Origin of the sequence: Paracoccus sp. NSM (assembly GCF_052379855.1) — a bacterium.
In the GTDB taxonomy this organism is placed as follows: Bacteria; Pseudomonadota; Alphaproteobacteria; order Rhodobacterales; family Rhodobacteraceae; genus Paracoccus.
On sequence record NZ_JBQTCG010000001.1, the window covers coordinates 622,475 to 637,569 of the forward strand.

Annotated in this window: 16 protein-coding genes; 6 read left to right on the forward strand and 10 right to left on the reverse strand. The window is 68.8% G+C overall.

Annotated elements, in window-relative coordinates:
• Positions 1-87: 87 nt before the first annotated feature.
• Entirely contained in the window at positions 88-1,347 is a 1,260-nt protein-coding gene (locus tag ACTZWU_RS02995; protein WP_444735854.1) for a calcium-binding protein, read from the reverse strand.
• Positions 1,348-1,452: 105 nt separating this feature from the next.
• Between ACTZWU_RS02995 and hrpB the strand changes: the two genes are divergently transcribed.
• Entirely contained in the window at positions 1,453-3,924 is a 2,472-nt protein-coding gene (gene hrpB, locus ACTZWU_RS03000; RefSeq protein WP_444735855.1) for an ATP-dependent helicase HrpB, read from the forward strand.
• Here the strand turns inward: hrpB and ACTZWU_RS03005 are convergent.
• From ACTZWU_RS03005 to ACTZWU_RS03020, 4 genes are all read right to left on the reverse strand, one after another.
• Complete coding sequence (locus ACTZWU_RS03005) at positions 3,921-4,262, reverse strand: DUF2794 domain-containing protein (protein WP_444735856.1); 342 nt, start codon at positions 4,260-4,262, stop codon at positions 3,921-3,923. The genes hrpB and ACTZWU_RS03005 overlap by 4 nt on opposite strands.
• A gap of 69 nt (positions 4,263-4,331) precedes the next feature.
• A complete protein-coding gene (locus ACTZWU_RS03010) occupies positions 4,332-4,610 on the reverse strand; it encodes an I78 family peptidase inhibitor (RefSeq protein ID WP_444735857.1) in 279 nt (92 codons plus the stop codon).
• Positions 4,611-4,614: 4 nt separating this feature from the next.
• On the reverse strand, positions 4,615-5,145 hold the full coding sequence (locus tag ACTZWU_RS03015; protein WP_444735858.1) for a hypothetical protein: 531 nt from the start codon (positions 5,143-5,145) through the stop codon (positions 4,615-4,617).
• A 123-nt stretch (positions 5,146-5,268) separates the two neighbouring features.
• On the reverse strand, positions 5,269-5,892 hold the full coding sequence (locus ACTZWU_RS03020; protein ID WP_444735859.1) for a TetR/AcrR family transcriptional regulator: 624 nt from the start codon (positions 5,890-5,892) through the stop codon (positions 5,269-5,271).
• A 285-nt stretch (positions 5,893-6,177) separates the two neighbouring features.
• On the opposite strand from ACTZWU_RS03020, the gene ACTZWU_RS03025 reads away from it, so the two are divergent.
• Positions 6,178-7,605 (forward strand): Glu/Leu/Phe/Val family dehydrogenase, encoded by a 1,428-nt coding sequence (locus ACTZWU_RS03025; RefSeq protein WP_444735860.1) that lies wholly within the window; start codon positions 6,178-6,180, stop codon positions 7,603-7,605.
• A 77-nt stretch (positions 7,606-7,682) separates the two neighbouring features.
• On the opposite strand, the gene ACTZWU_RS03030 is transcribed toward ACTZWU_RS03025, so the two are convergent.
• Positions 7,683-8,636 (reverse strand): L-threonylcarbamoyladenylate synthase, encoded by a 954-nt coding sequence (locus tag ACTZWU_RS03030; RefSeq protein WP_444735861.1) that lies wholly within the window; start codon positions 8,634-8,636, stop codon positions 7,683-7,685.
• A 109-nt stretch (positions 8,637-8,745) separates the two neighbouring features.
• On the opposite strand from ACTZWU_RS03030, the gene ACTZWU_RS03035 reads away from it, so the two are divergent.
• From ACTZWU_RS03035 to ACTZWU_RS03050, 4 genes are read left to right on the forward strand one after another with little or no spacing between them, the layout of a single operon-like run.
• On the forward strand, positions 8,746-10,443 hold the full coding sequence (locus ACTZWU_RS03035) for an acyl-CoA dehydrogenase (RefSeq protein ID WP_444735862.1): 1,698 nt from the start codon (positions 8,746-8,748) through the stop codon (positions 10,441-10,443).
• Positions 10,440-11,459 carry an MBL fold metallo-hydrolase gene (locus ACTZWU_RS03040; RefSeq protein WP_444735863.1) on the forward strand — a complete coding sequence of 340 codons (1,020 nt, stop codon included), beginning with the start codon at positions 10,440-10,442 and terminating at the stop codon, positions 11,457-11,459. The genes ACTZWU_RS03035 and ACTZWU_RS03040 overlap by 4 nt, the downstream gene beginning before the upstream one ends.
• 52 nt (positions 11,460-11,511) lie before the next feature.
• Positions 11,512-11,664, forward strand: coding sequence for an aa3-type cytochrome c oxidase subunit IV (locus ACTZWU_RS03045; protein WP_444735864.1), 153 nt, complete (start codon positions 11,512-11,514; stop codon positions 11,662-11,664).
• Positions 11,665-11,677: 13 nt separating this feature from the next.
• Positions 11,678-12,319 carry a hypothetical protein gene (locus ACTZWU_RS03050; protein WP_444735865.1) on the forward strand — a complete coding sequence of 214 codons (642 nt, stop codon included), beginning with the start codon at positions 11,678-11,680 and terminating at the stop codon, positions 12,317-12,319.
• Here ACTZWU_RS03050 and ACTZWU_RS03055 read toward each other — a convergent pair.
• The 4 genes from ACTZWU_RS03055 to greA form a co-directional block, all read right to left on the reverse strand.
• On the reverse strand, positions 12,304-12,630 hold the full coding sequence (locus tag ACTZWU_RS03055) for an AzlD domain-containing protein (protein ID WP_444735866.1): 327 nt from the start codon (positions 12,628-12,630) through the stop codon (positions 12,304-12,306). The genes ACTZWU_RS03050 and ACTZWU_RS03055 overlap by 16 nt on opposite strands.
• On the reverse strand, positions 12,627-13,403 hold the full coding sequence (locus ACTZWU_RS03060) for an AzlC family ABC transporter permease (protein ID WP_444735867.1): 777 nt from the start codon (positions 13,401-13,403) through the stop codon (positions 12,627-12,629). Before ACTZWU_RS03060 ends, ACTZWU_RS03055 begins: the two co-directional genes overlap by 4 nt.
• Positions 13,404-13,472: 69 nt before the next feature.
• A complete protein-coding gene (locus ACTZWU_RS03065; protein WP_444735868.1) occupies positions 13,473-14,360 on the reverse strand; it encodes a hypothetical protein in 888 nt (295 codons plus the stop codon).
• 3 nt (positions 14,361-14,363) lie between these two features.
• Positions 14,364-14,834 carry a transcription elongation factor GreA gene (gene greA, locus ACTZWU_RS03070; RefSeq protein WP_444735869.1) on the reverse strand — a complete coding sequence of 157 codons (471 nt, stop codon included), beginning with the start codon at positions 14,832-14,834 and terminating at the stop codon, positions 14,364-14,366.
• Positions 14,835-15,095: the final 261 nt, after the last annotated feature.

The window sequence follows — 15,095 nt, forward strand, 5'->3', positions numbered from 1 at the left end:
TTCGGTTTCGTTCTTGGTCCCGCTGAACGCGTCAGGGGGAAGATAGGTTCTCGGATCGCGATTGTGTAGCGGCGATCCTTGCCGGTTTCAGAACGCGCGGATCGCGAAGCTCTGGCCTGACAAGGGGCCGGGATGGGGGTTCCCTTCCAGATCGACCAGGCGGATATCGCCTGAGGCCCCCGGCTCGGGCCTCTCGATCTCGATCACGCCTGACAGTCCGGTCACGCCCTCAAGCCGCAGGAACGGCTGACCATCCTTCATCAGGGTCGTGTTGCCGTCCTGCTCATCCACGCTGATGCCGCCCGTGGGGTGGTCGGGGTCAAGGCTTGGGACGGTGATGCTGACCAGATCCTCGGCGGGGTCGAAATCGGTCACGACCGCCACATGGCCCGTGCCCAGCCAGTCCAGCAGTCCGTCCGCATCCAGAAAGCCGTGCAGGATGTCCTCGCCCGGGCCGCCCGTAACGGTGTCGGCCAGATCGAACCGGATATGATCGTTGCCTTCGTCCCCGTCGAGGATCGCGCTGCCGCCGCCGACAAAGTCGCCAAAGCCCAGGTCGTTGGTGAACTCGATCCATGGCCGGGGGGCGTAATTGCCGTATAGCCTGTCATTGCCCGCCCCGCCCCGGATCACAGAGCCATCGTCGCCCGCTGCAAGCGTGTCGTCGCCCGCCCCGCCGGTCAGCGTCGCCGCACCGGACACCTCCACATGGGCATTGGCCGTCCCCGCCCGGAAGGTCACCGCGCCGTCGCCCAGGACCTGCACCCTGTCGCCGTATCTGCCGGTATCGATGTCGCTGCCCAGGATCACATCCCCGTCGCCCGCCCGGACAAAGGCATTGCGCAAGCCGCGCAGGTCCAGAAAATCCGCACCCGCGCCGCCGTCGATCCACATGCCCGACCCTGCGGCGGTGATCGTGTCGTCGCCCGCCCCGCCCTCGATCTGGGTCAGGCCGCGGAACACCGGCGAGGTCAGCGGACCGTTGCCGATCAGACCGGTCTCGGGGTCGTAGAACGCGACCTCTCCGCTGTCATCCTCGGCGCCTACCCCGTAATCGTGGGGCTGAAAGCGGAAATCGCGGTCTCCGCCCGGATCGGTGGCGACGCCGATGCCGTCATTGCCGGCCCCGCCCTGGATGCGGCCCGAAAACTGCGGGTCGTCGATATCGATCCGCCCCCCGTCATCTGCCAGTGTGACGACCTCGCCCGTGGCCCACCATTCGGGCGTTCCGGGTTCGGGCATCTCGGGTTCAGGTTCCGGTTCGGGCTCTGGTTCGTCATGCGGCCCTGATGCGGTTTCCATCAAGGCCAGGAACCCGAGGGGGAAAAGCAGCAAAAGAAACTCCATCGCGGAACCTCGCACGAAATACCCGGGCACGCTGCGCCTCGGTCTGGGTCCTGTCAATCGGGGTTGCGATTGTGCGGTGCGGCCTCTTGCGGCTATCACGCGGGCATGAATGACGCCCTGCCCATCGACGACGCCCTTCCCGCGCTGCTGGACGCGCTGGCCCGCCATGGCCGAGCCGTGCTGGTCGCGCCGCCCGGCGCGGGCAAGACGACGCGTGTGCCCCTGGCGCTGATGGGGCAGGTCCGCGGCCGCATCCTGATGCTGGAGCCGCGCCGCCTGGCCGCCCGCGCCGCCGCCGAACGGATGGCCGAGACCCTGGGCGAAGCTCTGGGCCGACAGGTGGGTTATCGCATCCGGGGCGAGGCGGTGCCCGGCAGCCGGATCGAGGTCGTGACCGAGGGCATCCTGACGCGGATGATCCAGTCCGACCCCTCGCTGGAGGGGATCGGCTGCGTCATCTTCGACGAATTCCACGAACGCAGCCTGAACGCAGACCTGGGCCTTGCGCTGGTCTGGGAGGCGCGGGCGGCCTTGCGCGACGATCTGGCCGTGCTGGTCATGTCGGCCACGCTGGATGCCGGGCCGGTCGCGGCGCTGCTGGACGATGCGCCGGTCGTGACCTCGGAGGGCCGGGCCTTTCCGGTCGAGACGCGCTGGCTGGATCGCCCCCTGCCCGCAGGGGTGCGGCTGGTGGACGAGGCCGCGCGCCTGATCCTGCGCGCCGAGGCCGAGACGCGCGACACAGGCGGCACGATCCTGGCCTTCCTGCCCGGCGAGGGCGAGATCCGTCGCATGCAGGGGATGCTGGGCGCCTCGGGCTGCGAGGTGCTGGCGCTGTTCGGCGCGATGGACGCCAAGGCGCAGCGGGTGGCGCTGGCGCCGCCGGGTGCGGTGCGGCGGATCGTGCTGGCGACCTCGATCGCCGAGACATCGCTGACGATCCCGCAGGTGCGGGTCGTGGTCGATGCCGGGCGCGCGCGGCGGGCGCGGTTCGATCCGGCCAGCGGCATGTCGCGTCTGGTGACGGAGCGCGTCAGCCGCGCCGAGGCCGAACAGCGCCGGGGCCGGGCGGGTCGGGTCGCGCCGGGGATCTGCTACAGGCTCTGGGCGCGGGCCGAGGAGGGGGGCTTTCCCGCCTTTGCCCCGCCCGAGATTCAGGGAACCGATCTGGCCGGTCTGGCGCTGGAACTGGCCGCCTGGGGGGCTGAGCCGGGGGATCTGGCCTTTCTGACCCCGCCGCCCGAGGGCGCCCTGGCCGAGGCGCGCGCCCTGCTGGCGGGCCTCGGGGCGCTGGACGGGCCGGGGCGGATCACGGCGCATGGTCGCGCCTTGCTGCGGCTGCCTCTGCATCCTCGGTTGGCGCATATGCTGGTCGTGGCGGGCGAGGAGGCCGCGCCCATCGCGGCGCTGATGTCGGATCGCGACCCGCTGCGCGGCGCCCCTGTCGATCTGGCGCTGCGGCTGGAGGCGATGGGCGACCCCGACCGTTTCGCCGCGCGCTATCCCTATGAGGTGAACCGTGCGGCCATCGCCCGGCTGCGGCAGGAGGCCACGAGGCTGCGGCGGCTTGTTGCGTCCCGCGATGGCCGGGGGGCCAGCCCCCCGGACCCCCCGGGATATTTGAACCAAGGCAAAGGCAGGCTGGGGGCGGGCGAGATGGCGTCTTTGGCCTATCCCGACCGGATCGGGCAGCGGCGCCCCGGCGACGAGCCGCGTCACGTCTTGTCCGGCGGCAAAGGGGCGGTCCTGCCCTTGGGCGACGAGATGGGATCGGCGCGGTTCATCGTGGCGCTGGATCTGGACGGGGATCAGCGCGAGGCGCGGGTCCGGCTGGCCGCCCGGCTGGACGAGGAGGCGTTGCGTGCCCTGCATGGCGGGCGGATCGCGGTGGTGGAGTTCTGCCGCTGGTCGCGCCGCGAGGGGCGCGTGGAGGCGAGGCGGCAGGAGCGGCTTGGCGCGCTGGTCCTGTCAGACAGGCCCTGGCCCGAGGCGGGCGAGGCTGCCGTCGCCGAGGCCGCGCTGGAAGGGTTGCGGCTGGACGGCTTGCGCTGGTCGCCTGCCGCCGCGCGGCTGCGGGCGCGGATGGCGTTGCTGCCGGATCTGGGGCCGGTGGACGATGCCGCGCTGCTGGAGGATGGCGCCTGGTTGCTGCCCTGGCTGGGGCGCGTCCGGGTCCTGGCCGATCTGCGCGGCCTGGATCTGGTCGAGCCGCTGAAGGCGCGGCTGGGCTGGGAGGGGCAGGCCCGGCTGGACCGCGAGGTGCCGGCGCATTTCGTGACCCCCCTCGGGCGGCGGGTGCCCATCGATTACGATGGCGACGAGCCGGGCATCGCGCTGCGCCTGCAGGAGCTGTTCGGCGTGACGCGGCATCCGGTCGTGGGCGGGCGGCCTTTGCGGATCACGCTGTTGTCGCCGGGGGGCAAGCCGGTTCAGGTGACGATGGACCTGCCCGGTTTCTGGGCCAGTTCCTATGCCGATGTCAGGAAGGACATGCGCGGGCGCTATCCGCGCCATCCCTGGCCCGAGGACCCCTCGGCCGCGGACCCGACTTTGCGGGCCAAGCCGCGCGGGACCTAGTCCAGCGCGCGGATCAGCTTGCGGTCGAGGACGCGCAGCACCTGGGCCAGATCATGGCCGCGCTTGAGGATCTGTCCGTCCATGCCTATCACCGCATAGGCGCCCTGGCCCGCGCGCAGACGGGGCCGTTTCTCGATCCGGTAGAGCGGGTTTTCGGCGGCGCGGCGGAAGACGCTGAACACCGCCACGTCGCGGAGGAATGACATCCCGTAATCGCGCCATTCGCCCGCGGCCACGAAGCGGCCATAGGTCGAGAGGATCAGCGCCAGTTCGCGCCGGTCGAAGGTCACGCGGTCGGGCTGGCCCGTCTGGGTCGGGGGCTGGAAGGCCTGGGACATGACGGAATGGTGACACCGCCCCCGGCGCATGGCAATGGCGAAAAAGGCGCCCCGGGGGGCGCCTGTCCGTCAGTAGCAGCTGACCTTTTCGATGCGGTCGTTGCGGCCGTATTCGATGTTCAGACGGTCGGGGCGGAAATCGGCGGTGACGGCGTCGTCGGGGCCGATCGTGCGGGTGCCGATGGGGAAGGTCATTTGCGCCAGCACGCTGCGGGGCTGGCCGACGAGGCCCTGATACCCTTCGGCGCCGCATTGGTCGGCGGCAGGAGGCTCGGTCACAGGAAGCGGCTCGCAGGCCGCCAGCAGTGCAGCCGAGGCGAGGGCGGTCAGAAGGGCAGTCCTGGTCATGATGTCACCCACAATCGATGTTCGAGATGTTGCCCATGGAGTCGAGCCGGAACACCATGCGGTCGGGCACGTATTCCTGCGGCTCGATCCCGCGATATTCGACGACGCGGTAGCTGCGCGTGATGCCGAGTGTCGGAATGATGCTGGCGGGTTGGCCGATGGCCGAGGCATGGCGCGCATTGCCGCAGAGATCGGGCTTGCGTTCCTCGAGCCCGGCGATGCCGCGCGCGGCGGGGGGCGGCGGTTCGGACGAGGAGGGCAGCCCGGCCACCACGGGCGTGGTCCAGGGCGCCGAGCCGGGCGCGGGTTGGGGCATCATGGCGGGTTGGCCGAAGGCGGGCTGTGAGGCGATTGCAGGCTGGCCGAAGCCCGGTTGGGCGGCGGGCATCGCGGCAGGGGATGCGGGCGCCTGCATCATGGGGGTCCCGAAGGCCGGTTGCGGCCCCGCGGCCGTGGGCGGCATCCGGCTTGCAGGCAGCGCGCAGCCCGCAAGGACCATCGGCAGCGCCATGGCGAGAACGGTGGATCTTGTCATCGGGTCTGCTCCCCTCGGGTGCCGGTTCGTCCGGCGCCGTTTGACGTCATGCTAGGCCGCACCACGGGGCTTGAGAAGCCGCCGGCGCGATCACGTTTTCATCATGTCCTTCCGGCGACAAGCTCAGCCTGCGCGCGTGCCATAGGCGAGGCGCACCAACTGCGATGTCTCGCCGGCCAGTTCGGCCACGGGGTCCTCGATGATGCTGCCGTTGCGGTCGGGCAGCGAGACCAGATGCAGGCTGCCCGCCAGCAGGCTGAAAGTCTGCCGCGCCAGCTGGCCGCAATCATCGCTGCGGAGTTGACCCGCATCGCGCCACGCCTCGAACTCGGCGGTGAGGGGGGCCATGATCGAATCGTCCAACTGGCGGCGATAGGATTGCAGCAAGCCCGGAAACCGTTCCGCTTCCGCCATCAGGACGCGCTGAAGGCGCAGGTGCTGCGGCTTGATGAGCCACAGGCCGATATGGATCAGCATCTCGCGCAGGCCGGGATCGATGGGCGCGCCCTGCGCCGCCACAACAGGGGACTCGGCGAAGGCCTGCACCATCGCAGCCTGGATCACTTCCTGAAACATCAGTTTCTTGTCCGGAAAGTAGCTGTAGAGCGTAGCCTTGGACACGCGCGCGGCCCGCGCGATGTCGTCGACGCTGGCGCCCGCATAGCCGTCGTGCAGGAAGACGTCGGATGCTCCGTCGCGCACCTGGTCGAACTTGCGTCCCCGGTTGATGGTGTTTCTGTCTCTCATGACGTCATGTTACCCTTTGAAACCGCTTCAGGTCAAAAAAGCGGCTCGTTGCCTCTAATACGTTGTGGCCCGATTGCAGTTCATAAATAGTTACGGTCCGACAAGAAATTTGAATGTCTGCATTTGTCTGCCCCGGCAGACATACGGGCGAACCCATCCGATTGTTGCAATCGTTGAACGAAATCGTTCTGTTATTGTTTGCTTAAAACTGTGGCAGGACCGGCGCAGCTGGCATAACTTGACGCTTGGGCGCATGCCGGCGCCCTGATCAGCAAGGAAAATTCCATGGCCGTCACAAAGACATCCTTTCGAGACTCGGTGGATCGCATGTTCTCTCATGCCGCCAGCCTCATGGAGCTGGCACCGGGGCTGGAAGAAAAGATCCGGGTTTGCAATTCGACCTATGTCGTAAGGTTCGGTGTGCGGCTGCGCGGCCAGATCCACACCTTCACCGGCTATCGGTCCGTCCATTCCGAGCATATGGAGCCCGTGAAGGGCGGCATCCGCTATTCGCTGGACGTGAATCAGGACGAGGTCGAGGCGCTGGCCGCGCTGATGACCTATAAATGCGCGCTGGTCGAAGTGCCGTTCGGCGGCTCGAAGGGCGGGCTGTGCATCGATCCGCGCGCCTGGAACGAGGAGGAGCTTGAGCGGATCACCCGCCGCTTCACCTACGAGCTGTCGCGCCGCAACCTGATCTCGCCCAGCCAGAACGTGCCGGCGCCAGACATGGGCACGGGCGAACGCGAGATGGCCTGGATGGCCGATGCCTACAAGCGGTTGCATCCCGACGACATCAACGCCAAGGCCTGCGTCACCGGCAAGCCGCGCACCGCGGGCGGGATCGACGGCCGGGTCGAGGCGACGGGCCGCGGCGTGCAATACGCGCTGCGCGAGTTCTTCCGCCATGACGACGTGATGGCCAAGTCCGGGCTGACGGGCACGCTCGCGGGCAAGCGGGTGATCGTGCAGGGTCTGGGCAATGTGGGTTATCACGCCGCTCAGTTCCTGTCGGCCGAGGATCATGCGCTTGTGACCTGCGTGATCGAGCGCGACGGCGTGATCCGCAACCCGCAGGGCATCAACATCGACGCGCTGCGCGGCCATATCCGGGCGACCGGCGGGGTCAAGGGTTTCGCGGGCGGCGATTTCAGCGAGGACGGTCTGCGGGCCTTGGAGGATGAGTGCGACATCCTCATCCCGGCGGCGGTGGAAAGCGTGATCGACGGCGACAATGCCCCCCGCATCAAGTGCCGCCTGATCATCGAGGCCGCGAACGGTCCCGTCACTGCCGATGCCGACGAGATCCTGCGCGACAAGGGCGTGGTGATCATCCCCGACATGTATGCCAACGCTGGCGGCGTGACCGTGTCCTATTTCGAGTGGGTCAAGAACCTGTCGCAAATCAGCCTTGGCCGCCTTGAGCGCCGCCACGAGGAGGCCCGCGCGCGCATGCTGGTCGAGGAACTGGAGCGGCTGTCGGCCGATACCGGCCTGAACTGGACGCTGTCCAAGGGGTTCAAGGAGAGCTTCCTGACCGGCGCGGACGAGTTGGAGCTGGTGCGTTCGGGTCTGGACGACACGATGCGGACCTCGTTCCAGAAGATGAAGGAGGTCTGGGTCAACAATCCGCGCGTCACCGACATGCGGACTGCGGCCTATGTTGTGGCGATCCGGCGGATTTCAAACGTCTACAATTCGTTGGGGCTGTAGAAAGGCGACGTAGCAAAGGGGGGCGCTGCCCCCCGTCCTGCGGACTCCCCCCGGGATATTTTTCTGAAGAAGAAGGATCAGGCGGTCGGGCGGGGAGCGGCGGCGCGGCGCAAGCGGTCGTTGATCGCCTGTCCGAGGCCGTGTTCGGGGATCGGCGCGACCGAGATCGGGCGTCCGAGCGCGTCGGCGCGGCGCAAAAGGTCGAAAAGGCGCGCGGCGGCCTCGGTCAGGTCTCCGCTGGCCGAGAGGGTCAGCGGGCCGGGCGTGCCGAAGGCGAGATGCGTCTCGCCGGGGTGGGGTTCGGCGTTCAGCCGCAGGGGCGCGTTCGGGGCATAGTGGCTGGTCAGTTGGCCCGGGGCGTTCGGGGCAGCGGGGTCGGCCTGGTGGCGGGCGAGGGGCTGGCCGAGGGCGGCTTCGATCCGTTCGGCCGGGATGCCGCCGGGGCGCAGGAGGGTGGCGCAGCCCTCGGGCCAGCCGATGATCGTGGATTCGAGGCCGACTGCGCAGGGGCCCGCATCGAGGATGGCGGCGATGCGGCCGTCGAGGCCTCCGTCCGGGGCGAGGACGTGATCGGCATTGGTCGGGCTGATCCGGCCCGAGGCATTGGCCGAAGGCGCCGCCAGCGGCAGGCCCGAAGCGCGCAGCAGCGCCTGAGCGACGGGATGCGCCGGGACGCGCAGGCCGATCGTGTCCAGCCCCGCTGTCACCAGCGAGGCGATCCCCGCATCCGCGCGCAAGGGCAGCACCATCGTCAGCGGCCCCGGCCAGAAGGCGCGGGCCAGCGTCAGCGCCTGCGGCGGCAGGGTTGCGATGGCCTGGGCTGCGGCAAGGTCAGGGACATGCACGATCAGCGGGTTGAAGCTGGGCCTGCCCTTGGCCTGATAGATCCCCGCCACCGCCGCGCCGTCACGGGCATTGGCGGCGAGGCCGTAGACGGTCTCGGTCGGGATCGCCACGCATTCGCCCCGCGCCAGCAGGGTTGCCGCGCGGGCGATGCCGTCATCGTCGGGTATCAGGCGCAGGGTCTGCATTCGTGACGCGGGGTTTCGGTTGAGCCGTGGGGTTTCGCGGACCAATATGGCCGGTGATTGCGGTTGATAGTCGCGCCGGGCCGGGAAGCCAAGGCGCAGGGGGGACCAGATGAGCTTCAAGGCGCCGGTGACGCAGATCGACTTTATCCTGAACCATGTCGTGCCGTTTCGCGATGTCTCGGCGACCGAGCGTTTCGCCGAGGCCACGCCCGAGACCGCCAGCGCGATCCTGGACGAGGCGGGCAAGCTGTCCTCGAACATCCTGGCGCCTCTGAACTGGGGCGGCGACCAGACGCCTGCGCGGCTTGAGAACGGTGTGCTGCGGTCCTCGCCGGGCTATGCCGAGGGGTTCCGCGCCATCGCCGAGGGCGGCTGGATCGGCGTCTCGGCCGATCCGGACTATGGCGGGATGGGCCTGCCGCAGGCGCTGAACATGGCCGTGGCCGAGATGATGTCGGGCGCCTGCCTGTCGTTGCAGCTGAACCCGTTGCTGACGCAGGGCCAGATCGAGGCGCTGGAGCATCACGCCGATGACGCGATGAAGGCGCTGTATCTGCCCAAGCTGATCAGCGGCGAATGGTCGGGCACGATGAACCTGACCGAGCCCGGCGCGGGCAGCGATGTCGGTGCCCTGACGACGCGGGCCGAGCCTGCGGGTGACGGCACCTATCGGATCAGCGGGCAGAAGATCTACATCACCTGGGGCGACAGCGACATGAGCGCGAATGTCTGCCATCTGGTTCTGGCGCGCCTGCCCGACGCGCCCAAGGGGACGCGCGGCATCAGTCTGTTCATGGTGCCCAAGCTGATCCCCGACGATCAGGGCAATCCCGGCGTTGCCAACAGCCTCAAGGTGGTCAGCCTGGAGCACAAGCTGGGCATTCACGGAAGCCCGACCTGCGTGATGTCCTATGAGGGTGCCACCGGCTGGCTGGTCGGCGCCGAGAACAAGGGCATGGCCGCGATGTTCACCATGATGAACTGCGCGCGTCTAGGCGTGGGGATGCAGGGCGTCGGCGTGGCCGAGGCGGCGTTGCAGAAGGCCGTGGCCTATGCCCATGACCGCAACCAGATGGGCCCGATCATCCAGCACCCCGATGTGCGCCGGATGCTGGCCACCGCCCGGGCCGAGGTCTTTGCCGCCCGCGCCATCGGCCTGGCCTGCGCCACCGCCATCGACATGGAGCGTGCGACCGGCGACGCCGATCAGGCGGCCCGCGCGGCCTTTCTGACGCCGATCGCCAAGGCCTATGGCACCGATGTCGGCATCCGTGTTGCGGATATGGGCGTGCAGGTTCATGGCGGCATGGGCTATGTCGAGGAAACCGGCGCGGCGCAATATCTGCGCGATGTGCGGATCACCTCGATCTACGAGGGGACGAACGGTATCCAGGCGATGGATCTGGTCGGCCGCAAGCTGTCGGATGGCGGCGAGGCCGCGATGCGCCTGCTGGACGAGGTGCTGGACGGTGCCAAATCCGCGCAGGCCGCGCATCCCGATCTGGCCCATCAACTGTGGCAGGCCGCCGAGACCCTGCGCGAGGCGACGCTGGCCCTGCTGGATCGTGACCTGAACGCGCGCTTCGCGGGGGCTGTGCCTTACCTCAATGCCTTTGCGCGGGTGCTGGGCGGGCATTACCATCTGCGCGCCGCCCTGGCCGGGGGGGAATCGCACCGGGCGCTGGCGCGGGTGTTCATGCTGCGCGTCCTGCCGCGCAATACCGGCGATTTGGCCGAGGCGCTGGCGGGCCTGGACGATCTGACCTGCATCGCCGACGCGGCGCTGGCGGGCGATTTCGCGGCGTGATCCGCACCCCGTTTCCGGCGCCTCCGGACGAGGGCGCGGCCATCACGGTCGCGCCCGGCATCCTGTGGATGCGCCTGCCCCTGCCTATGGCGCTGGATCACGTCAACGTCTATGCGCTGGAGGACGGCGAGGGCTGGACTATCGTCGATACCGGCATGGACAGCCGCCGCACGCGCGCGATCTGGGAACGGCTGCTGGCGGGGCCTCTGGCCGGACGCCCGGTGACGCGGGTGATCGGCACGCATCACCATCCCGACCATATCGGCCTTGCGGGCTGGTTCGTGGCGCGCGGCGCGCGACTGGCCATGAGTCGCACCGCATGGCTGATGGCGCGGATGCTGGTTCTGGACGAACAGGACCGCCCCACCCCCGAGGCGCTGGATTTCTGGCGCCGCGCCGGGATGCCCTCTGACCTGCTGGCGCGGCGGGCAGAGGAACGGCCCTTCAACTTTGCCGATACGGTTCACCCTCTGCCGCCCGGCTATGCCCGCCTGACCGAAGGGCAGGTGCTGACCATCGGCGCACGGCGCTGGCGGGTCGCGATGGGGCATGGCCATGCGCCCTGCCATGTCACGCTGTGGTCGCAGGATGATGCGGTCGTGATCGGGGGGGACCAGCTTCTGCCCGGCATCTCGCCCAATCTGGGCGTCTATCCGACCGAACCCGAGGCCGACCCGGTCGGCGAATGGCTGGAAAGCTGCGAAAGGCTGGCCGGGCTTGCCCGCGACGACCAGCTTGTGCTGCCGGGTCACAAGCTACCCTTTACCGGCCTGCCGTTCCGGCTGTCGCAGCTGATCCAGAACCACCATGCCGCGCTGGACCGTCTGCGGGTCGCGCTGGCAGAAGGCCCGCGCAGTGCGGTGGGGTGCTTCGACATCCTCTTTCGCCGTAGCATCGGCGAATCAGAGTTCGGGCTGGCCCTGGTCGAGGCCGTGGCGCATCTGAACCATCTGGCCCGCGCCGAAGTGATCCGCCCCATGGCCGAAAGCGACGGCGCGGTGCTGTGGGGGGCGTGACAGGTCGTCCCTGATGGTCTATCGGAAACCAAACGCTTGCAGGAGGGCAGACATGGCCGATCTCGACAACAAACCCGGCACGACGCAGGGCACGATGGACCTGACCGAACACAAGAAGACCTTTGCCGGGTTCATCAAGGGCGCCACCTGGGTGACGATCCTGTCGCTGGTCGTGCTGATCTTCCTCGCCCTCGCGAATTCCTGAGGCGCGCGTTCTGATGAAACGTCGCGCCTTTCTGGCCGCCGCGCTGCCGGCGGGCCTTGCCGCTTGCGGTGTCGAGAACGTCTGGGCCACTGATGAGGAATTGCGCCGCGCGCGCCATGTCTCGGACGAACCGCCCTCGATCACGTTGCTGACCGTCATCGGCATTCCGCGCGGCGATGGCGGCCATTCGGCGCTGATGTTCAACGGCAGCCAGCGCGTGATCTACGATCCCGCCGGAAGCTGGCAGCATCCGCGCATCCCGGAACGCGGCGACGTGCTTTACGGGATCACGGACAATTTCCGGGCCTTCTACATCGATTATCACGCCCGCTCGACCTATTGGGTGGCCGAAGAGACGCTGTTCGTCCCGCGCGAGATCGCCGATGCGGGCATCCGCAGCGCCGAACAGAACGGCCCCGGACGCCGCAGCTTCTGCGCGATCGAATGCGGGCGGGTGCTGCGCCGTGTGCCGGGCTTTGAAAGCGCGCCCGTGGCCTTTTCGCCGCTGCGCCTGCGCCGGTGGTTCCTGGCCCGGCCCAACGTCCAGTCGCGCCGCCATTACGACGGCGACCCGGCGAACAACCATGACGTGCTGATGCGCCAGCAGGACGGCACGATCATCGGTGCGATGGGGCCGGTTCAGGGCAGAAGGTAAAGCAGCCCGAACAGCGTGCCGCCGCCCGCGAGGATGGCCAGCATGACGTTGCGTGTCAGCACCCCCACCCCCAGGGTCGCCAGCGCGGCGGCCATGCGGGCGGGGTCCGGCTGGCCGTCGGTCGCGGCGGGCCAGACGACCAAGGGCGCGACCAGCGCGGGCAGCACCGCGACCGGCGTGTAGCGCAGCAACCGCAGCACCCAACCCGCCATCGCCCGCCCGCCAAGCGCGCCTAGAAAGGACCAGCGGATCAGATAGGTCCCGATGCCCAGAAGGACGATGACGGCCCAGATCTCGTGATCGGATGTCATGCGCTTTTCCTTTCGGTCAGGGTCTCGATGATTGCGCCCGCGGCCATGCCAAGCGGTGCCGCGATCAGCAGCCCCAGCCCCGAGGGCAGCCCCGCCAGCAGCAGCGCCGCCAGCACCGCCACGAAGCAGGCCGCCAGATGCGCCGCCGTCCGCAGCATCGGTGCGATCATCGCGATAAAGGTGATGGGCATGGCGAAATCCAGTGCGATGTCGTCGGGAATCGCCTGGCCGATCGTCGCGCCCAGCCAGCTGCCGATCATCCAGGGCACACACAGCACAACCGCCGTCCCCGCGAAATAGGCCAGACGCTGCTGCATCGTCAGCGCGGGGTGGCGTTCGTAATGCTGGATCGCCAGCGCATAGGTCTGGTCGATCAGCACATAGGCCAGCCCCGCCCGCTGCGCCGGGCTTGCCTTGCCCAGCCACGGCACCAGCGATGCCGAATACATCGCCATCCGCAGGTTCACCGCCAGTCCCGACAGGATCACGATGATCACCGGCGCATTGTCGGACAGCAGTTGCACGGCGGTGAACTGGGACGCGCCCGCAAGGACCAGCACCGAAAAGCCCATGACCTGCGCCACGTCCATCCCGGCCTCCAGCGCGACCACGCCGAACAGCACCGCGAAGGGGACGATGACGATCAGGAAGGGCAGCGATTGCACGATGCCGTGCCAGAATGCCTGACGCGGGCTGCGCGCCAGGGCCCGGGCCGAGGCCGCGTCATGGGCGGCCTGCCTGTGGCTGGGCCTAGGTTCGGGGGATGGGGACATCGTGCTATCGCCTCTCAGCGTCTCGGCCCCGTTGGTTGCACGATGCGCAAGTCTTGGCAAGCCGCCGGATCAGCCGAAACTGCCCGTCGCGCGCCCCAGCAGCATGAAGGCCCGACCCGAGCGGCTGTCGCCCAGAACCGCGATCTGCAGATCGTCCAGTTCCGGCACCAGCCGCGCCAGAAGCCCGTCGAAATGGCGCAGGAAATGGTGGGCGGCGTCGCGGAACACCTCGTCCTCGCGCAGCATGGCGGCGGCGGTCTGCAACGCGTCGGGATCGTCGATCCCGCCAAGCGCCGCCACGGCGCTGCCGCGCTGGCCCTCGGCAAAGCGGCGCCAGACGGCGGCGGGGGCTGACGCGGGGGGCAGCATGTCCATGTAGACGTCGCGCCCCGCCAGCAGTGTCACGACATCCTGCGCCGCGCGCAGCACGCGGGAATTGTCCTGATCGCGCAGCGCGGCCCGCAGCGCCTCGATCGCGTCGTGATCCTCGGGGCCGTCGGGAAAGTTCAGCGCCCGGATCAGCGTTCCCGCATCGACCGGCTGCGAGGGCGGCGCATCAAAGCGCATCGCGGCCTGCCGCTGATCGCCCGTCGGGCGAGGGCGCGGCCGGGGCTGGGCCGATGCCGGTTCGGGTTGCGGCTCGGCCGGTCGCCCGGATGAAACGGCCCCCTCGCCCTCGGGCCGCATCGCGTCAAGCTGGCGGCGCAGATCGGCGGCCTCGGCGCGCAGCAGGGCCAGCGCGCGGGCCATGGCGACCCCCATCCAGACCAGAGCCAGCGGCAGCACCACGCCAAAGGCCGACACAAGCCGCGCGACGCCGCCCCTCTCTGCCTCGGCCGGGGGGCCAAGCAGCCAGAACAGCGCGACCAGCAGCAGCCACGCGCCCGACAGCGCAAGGCCGACCCCGGTCAGGGCGTCGCGGCGCGCAAGGCTGGCAAGGCGGGCTGCAAGGGTCATGGGTCACTCGTACCGGATGCGAAGGATCTCGTAGCTGCGCTGGCCGCCGGGCGTGGTGACCTCGACGCTGTCGCCCTCGTCCTTGCCGATTAGCGCGCGCGCCAGGGGCGAACGGACGTTCAGCAGTCCGCGTTCGATGTCGGCCTCGGCCTCGCCCACGATCTGATAGCTGCGCTCTTCCTCGGTATCCTCGTCGATCAGATCGACGGTGGCGCCGAACTTGACGCTGCCCGACAGTCGCGCGGGGTCAAAGACCTCGGCGCGCGACAGGATGGATTCCAGTTCCTTGATCCGGCCCTCGATGAAGCCCTGCTTTTCCCGCGCGGCGTGGTATTCGGCGTTCTCGGACAGGTCGCCATGTTCGCGCGCCTCGGCGATGGCGCGGATGATGGCGGGACGTTCCTTGGATTTCAGCTCGCCCAGCTCCGCTTCCAGCGTCTGAAAGCCCCGGCGGGTCATCGGTATCTTGTCCATCGCTGCCCTGTCCTTTTGCGGGATGCGCCCCTTGCGGGTTCTGGTGTCATTCGGGCTTCAAGCCAACGCCCCCGCCATCTGGATGGCAGGGGCGCTGACCCGAGTTGCCGTATCGTGACCCCAAATCCCGCGTCAATGCAAGACTGCGCCCGCGCCCCCGCGCCGATTTCGGCCGATTTCGTCCCCGCGTCACGATTGCCCCGCGCCAGCATGCGTATTACCTGTGTGACAAGCCAGACGCCAAGGGGAGGTTGCCAGCAC

Bases quoted from the DNA above. Each gene is read 5' to 3' on its own strand.
- ACTZWU_RS03010 (WP_444735857.1), bottom strand. From the start codon at position 4,610: ATGACCAGGACTGCCCTTCTGACCGCCCTCGCCTCGGCTGCACTGCTG.
- hrpB (WP_444735855.1), top strand. From the start codon at position 1,453: ATGAATGACGCCCTGCCCATCGACGACGCCCTTCCCGCGCTGCTGGAC.
- greA (WP_444735869.1), bottom strand. From the start codon at position 14,834: ATGGACAAGATACCGATGACCCGCCGGGGCTTTCAGACGCTGGAAGCG.
- ACTZWU_RS03045 (WP_444735864.1), top strand. From the start codon at position 11,512: ATGGCCGATCTCGACAACAAACCCGGCACGACGCAGGGCACGATGGAC.
- ACTZWU_RS03055 (WP_444735866.1), bottom strand. From the start codon at position 12,630: ATGACATCCGATCACGAGATCTGGGCCGTCATCGTCCTTCTGGGCATC.
- ACTZWU_RS03020 (WP_444735859.1), bottom strand. From the start codon at position 5,892: ATGAGAGACAGAAACACCATCAACCGGGGACGCAAGTTCGACCAGGTG.
- ACTZWU_RS03005 (WP_444735856.1), bottom strand. From the start codon at position 4,262: ATGTCCCAGGCCTTCCAGCCCCCGACCCAGACGGGCCAGCCCGACCGC.
- ACTZWU_RS03060 (WP_444735867.1), bottom strand. From the start codon at position 13,403: ATGTCCCCATCCCCCGAACCTAGGCCCAGCCACAGGCAGGCCGCCCAT.
- ACTZWU_RS02995 (WP_444735854.1), bottom strand. From the start codon at position 1,347: ATGGAGTTTCTTTTGCTGCTTTTCCCCCTCGGGTTCCTGGCCTTGATG.
- ACTZWU_RS03025 (WP_444735860.1), top strand. From the start codon at position 6,178: ATGGCCGTCACAAAGACATCCTTTCGAGACTCGGTGGATCGCATGTTC.
- ACTZWU_RS03065 (WP_444735868.1), bottom strand. From the start codon at position 14,360: ATGACCCTTGCAGCCCGCCTTGCCAGCCTTGCGCGCCGCGACGCCCTG.
- ACTZWU_RS03030 (WP_444735861.1), bottom strand. From the start codon at position 8,636: ATGCAGACCCTGCGCCTGATACCCGACGATGACGGCATCGCCCGCGCG.
- ACTZWU_RS03050 (WP_444735865.1), top strand. From the start codon at position 11,678: ATGAAACGTCGCGCCTTTCTGGCCGCCGCGCTGCCGGCGGGCCTTGCC.
- ACTZWU_RS03035 (WP_444735862.1), top strand. From the start codon at position 8,746: ATGAGCTTCAAGGCGCCGGTGACGCAGATCGACTTTATCCTGAACCAT.
- ACTZWU_RS03015 (WP_444735858.1), bottom strand. From the start codon at position 5,145: ATGACAAGATCCACCGTTCTCGCCATGGCGCTGCCGATGGTCCTTGCG.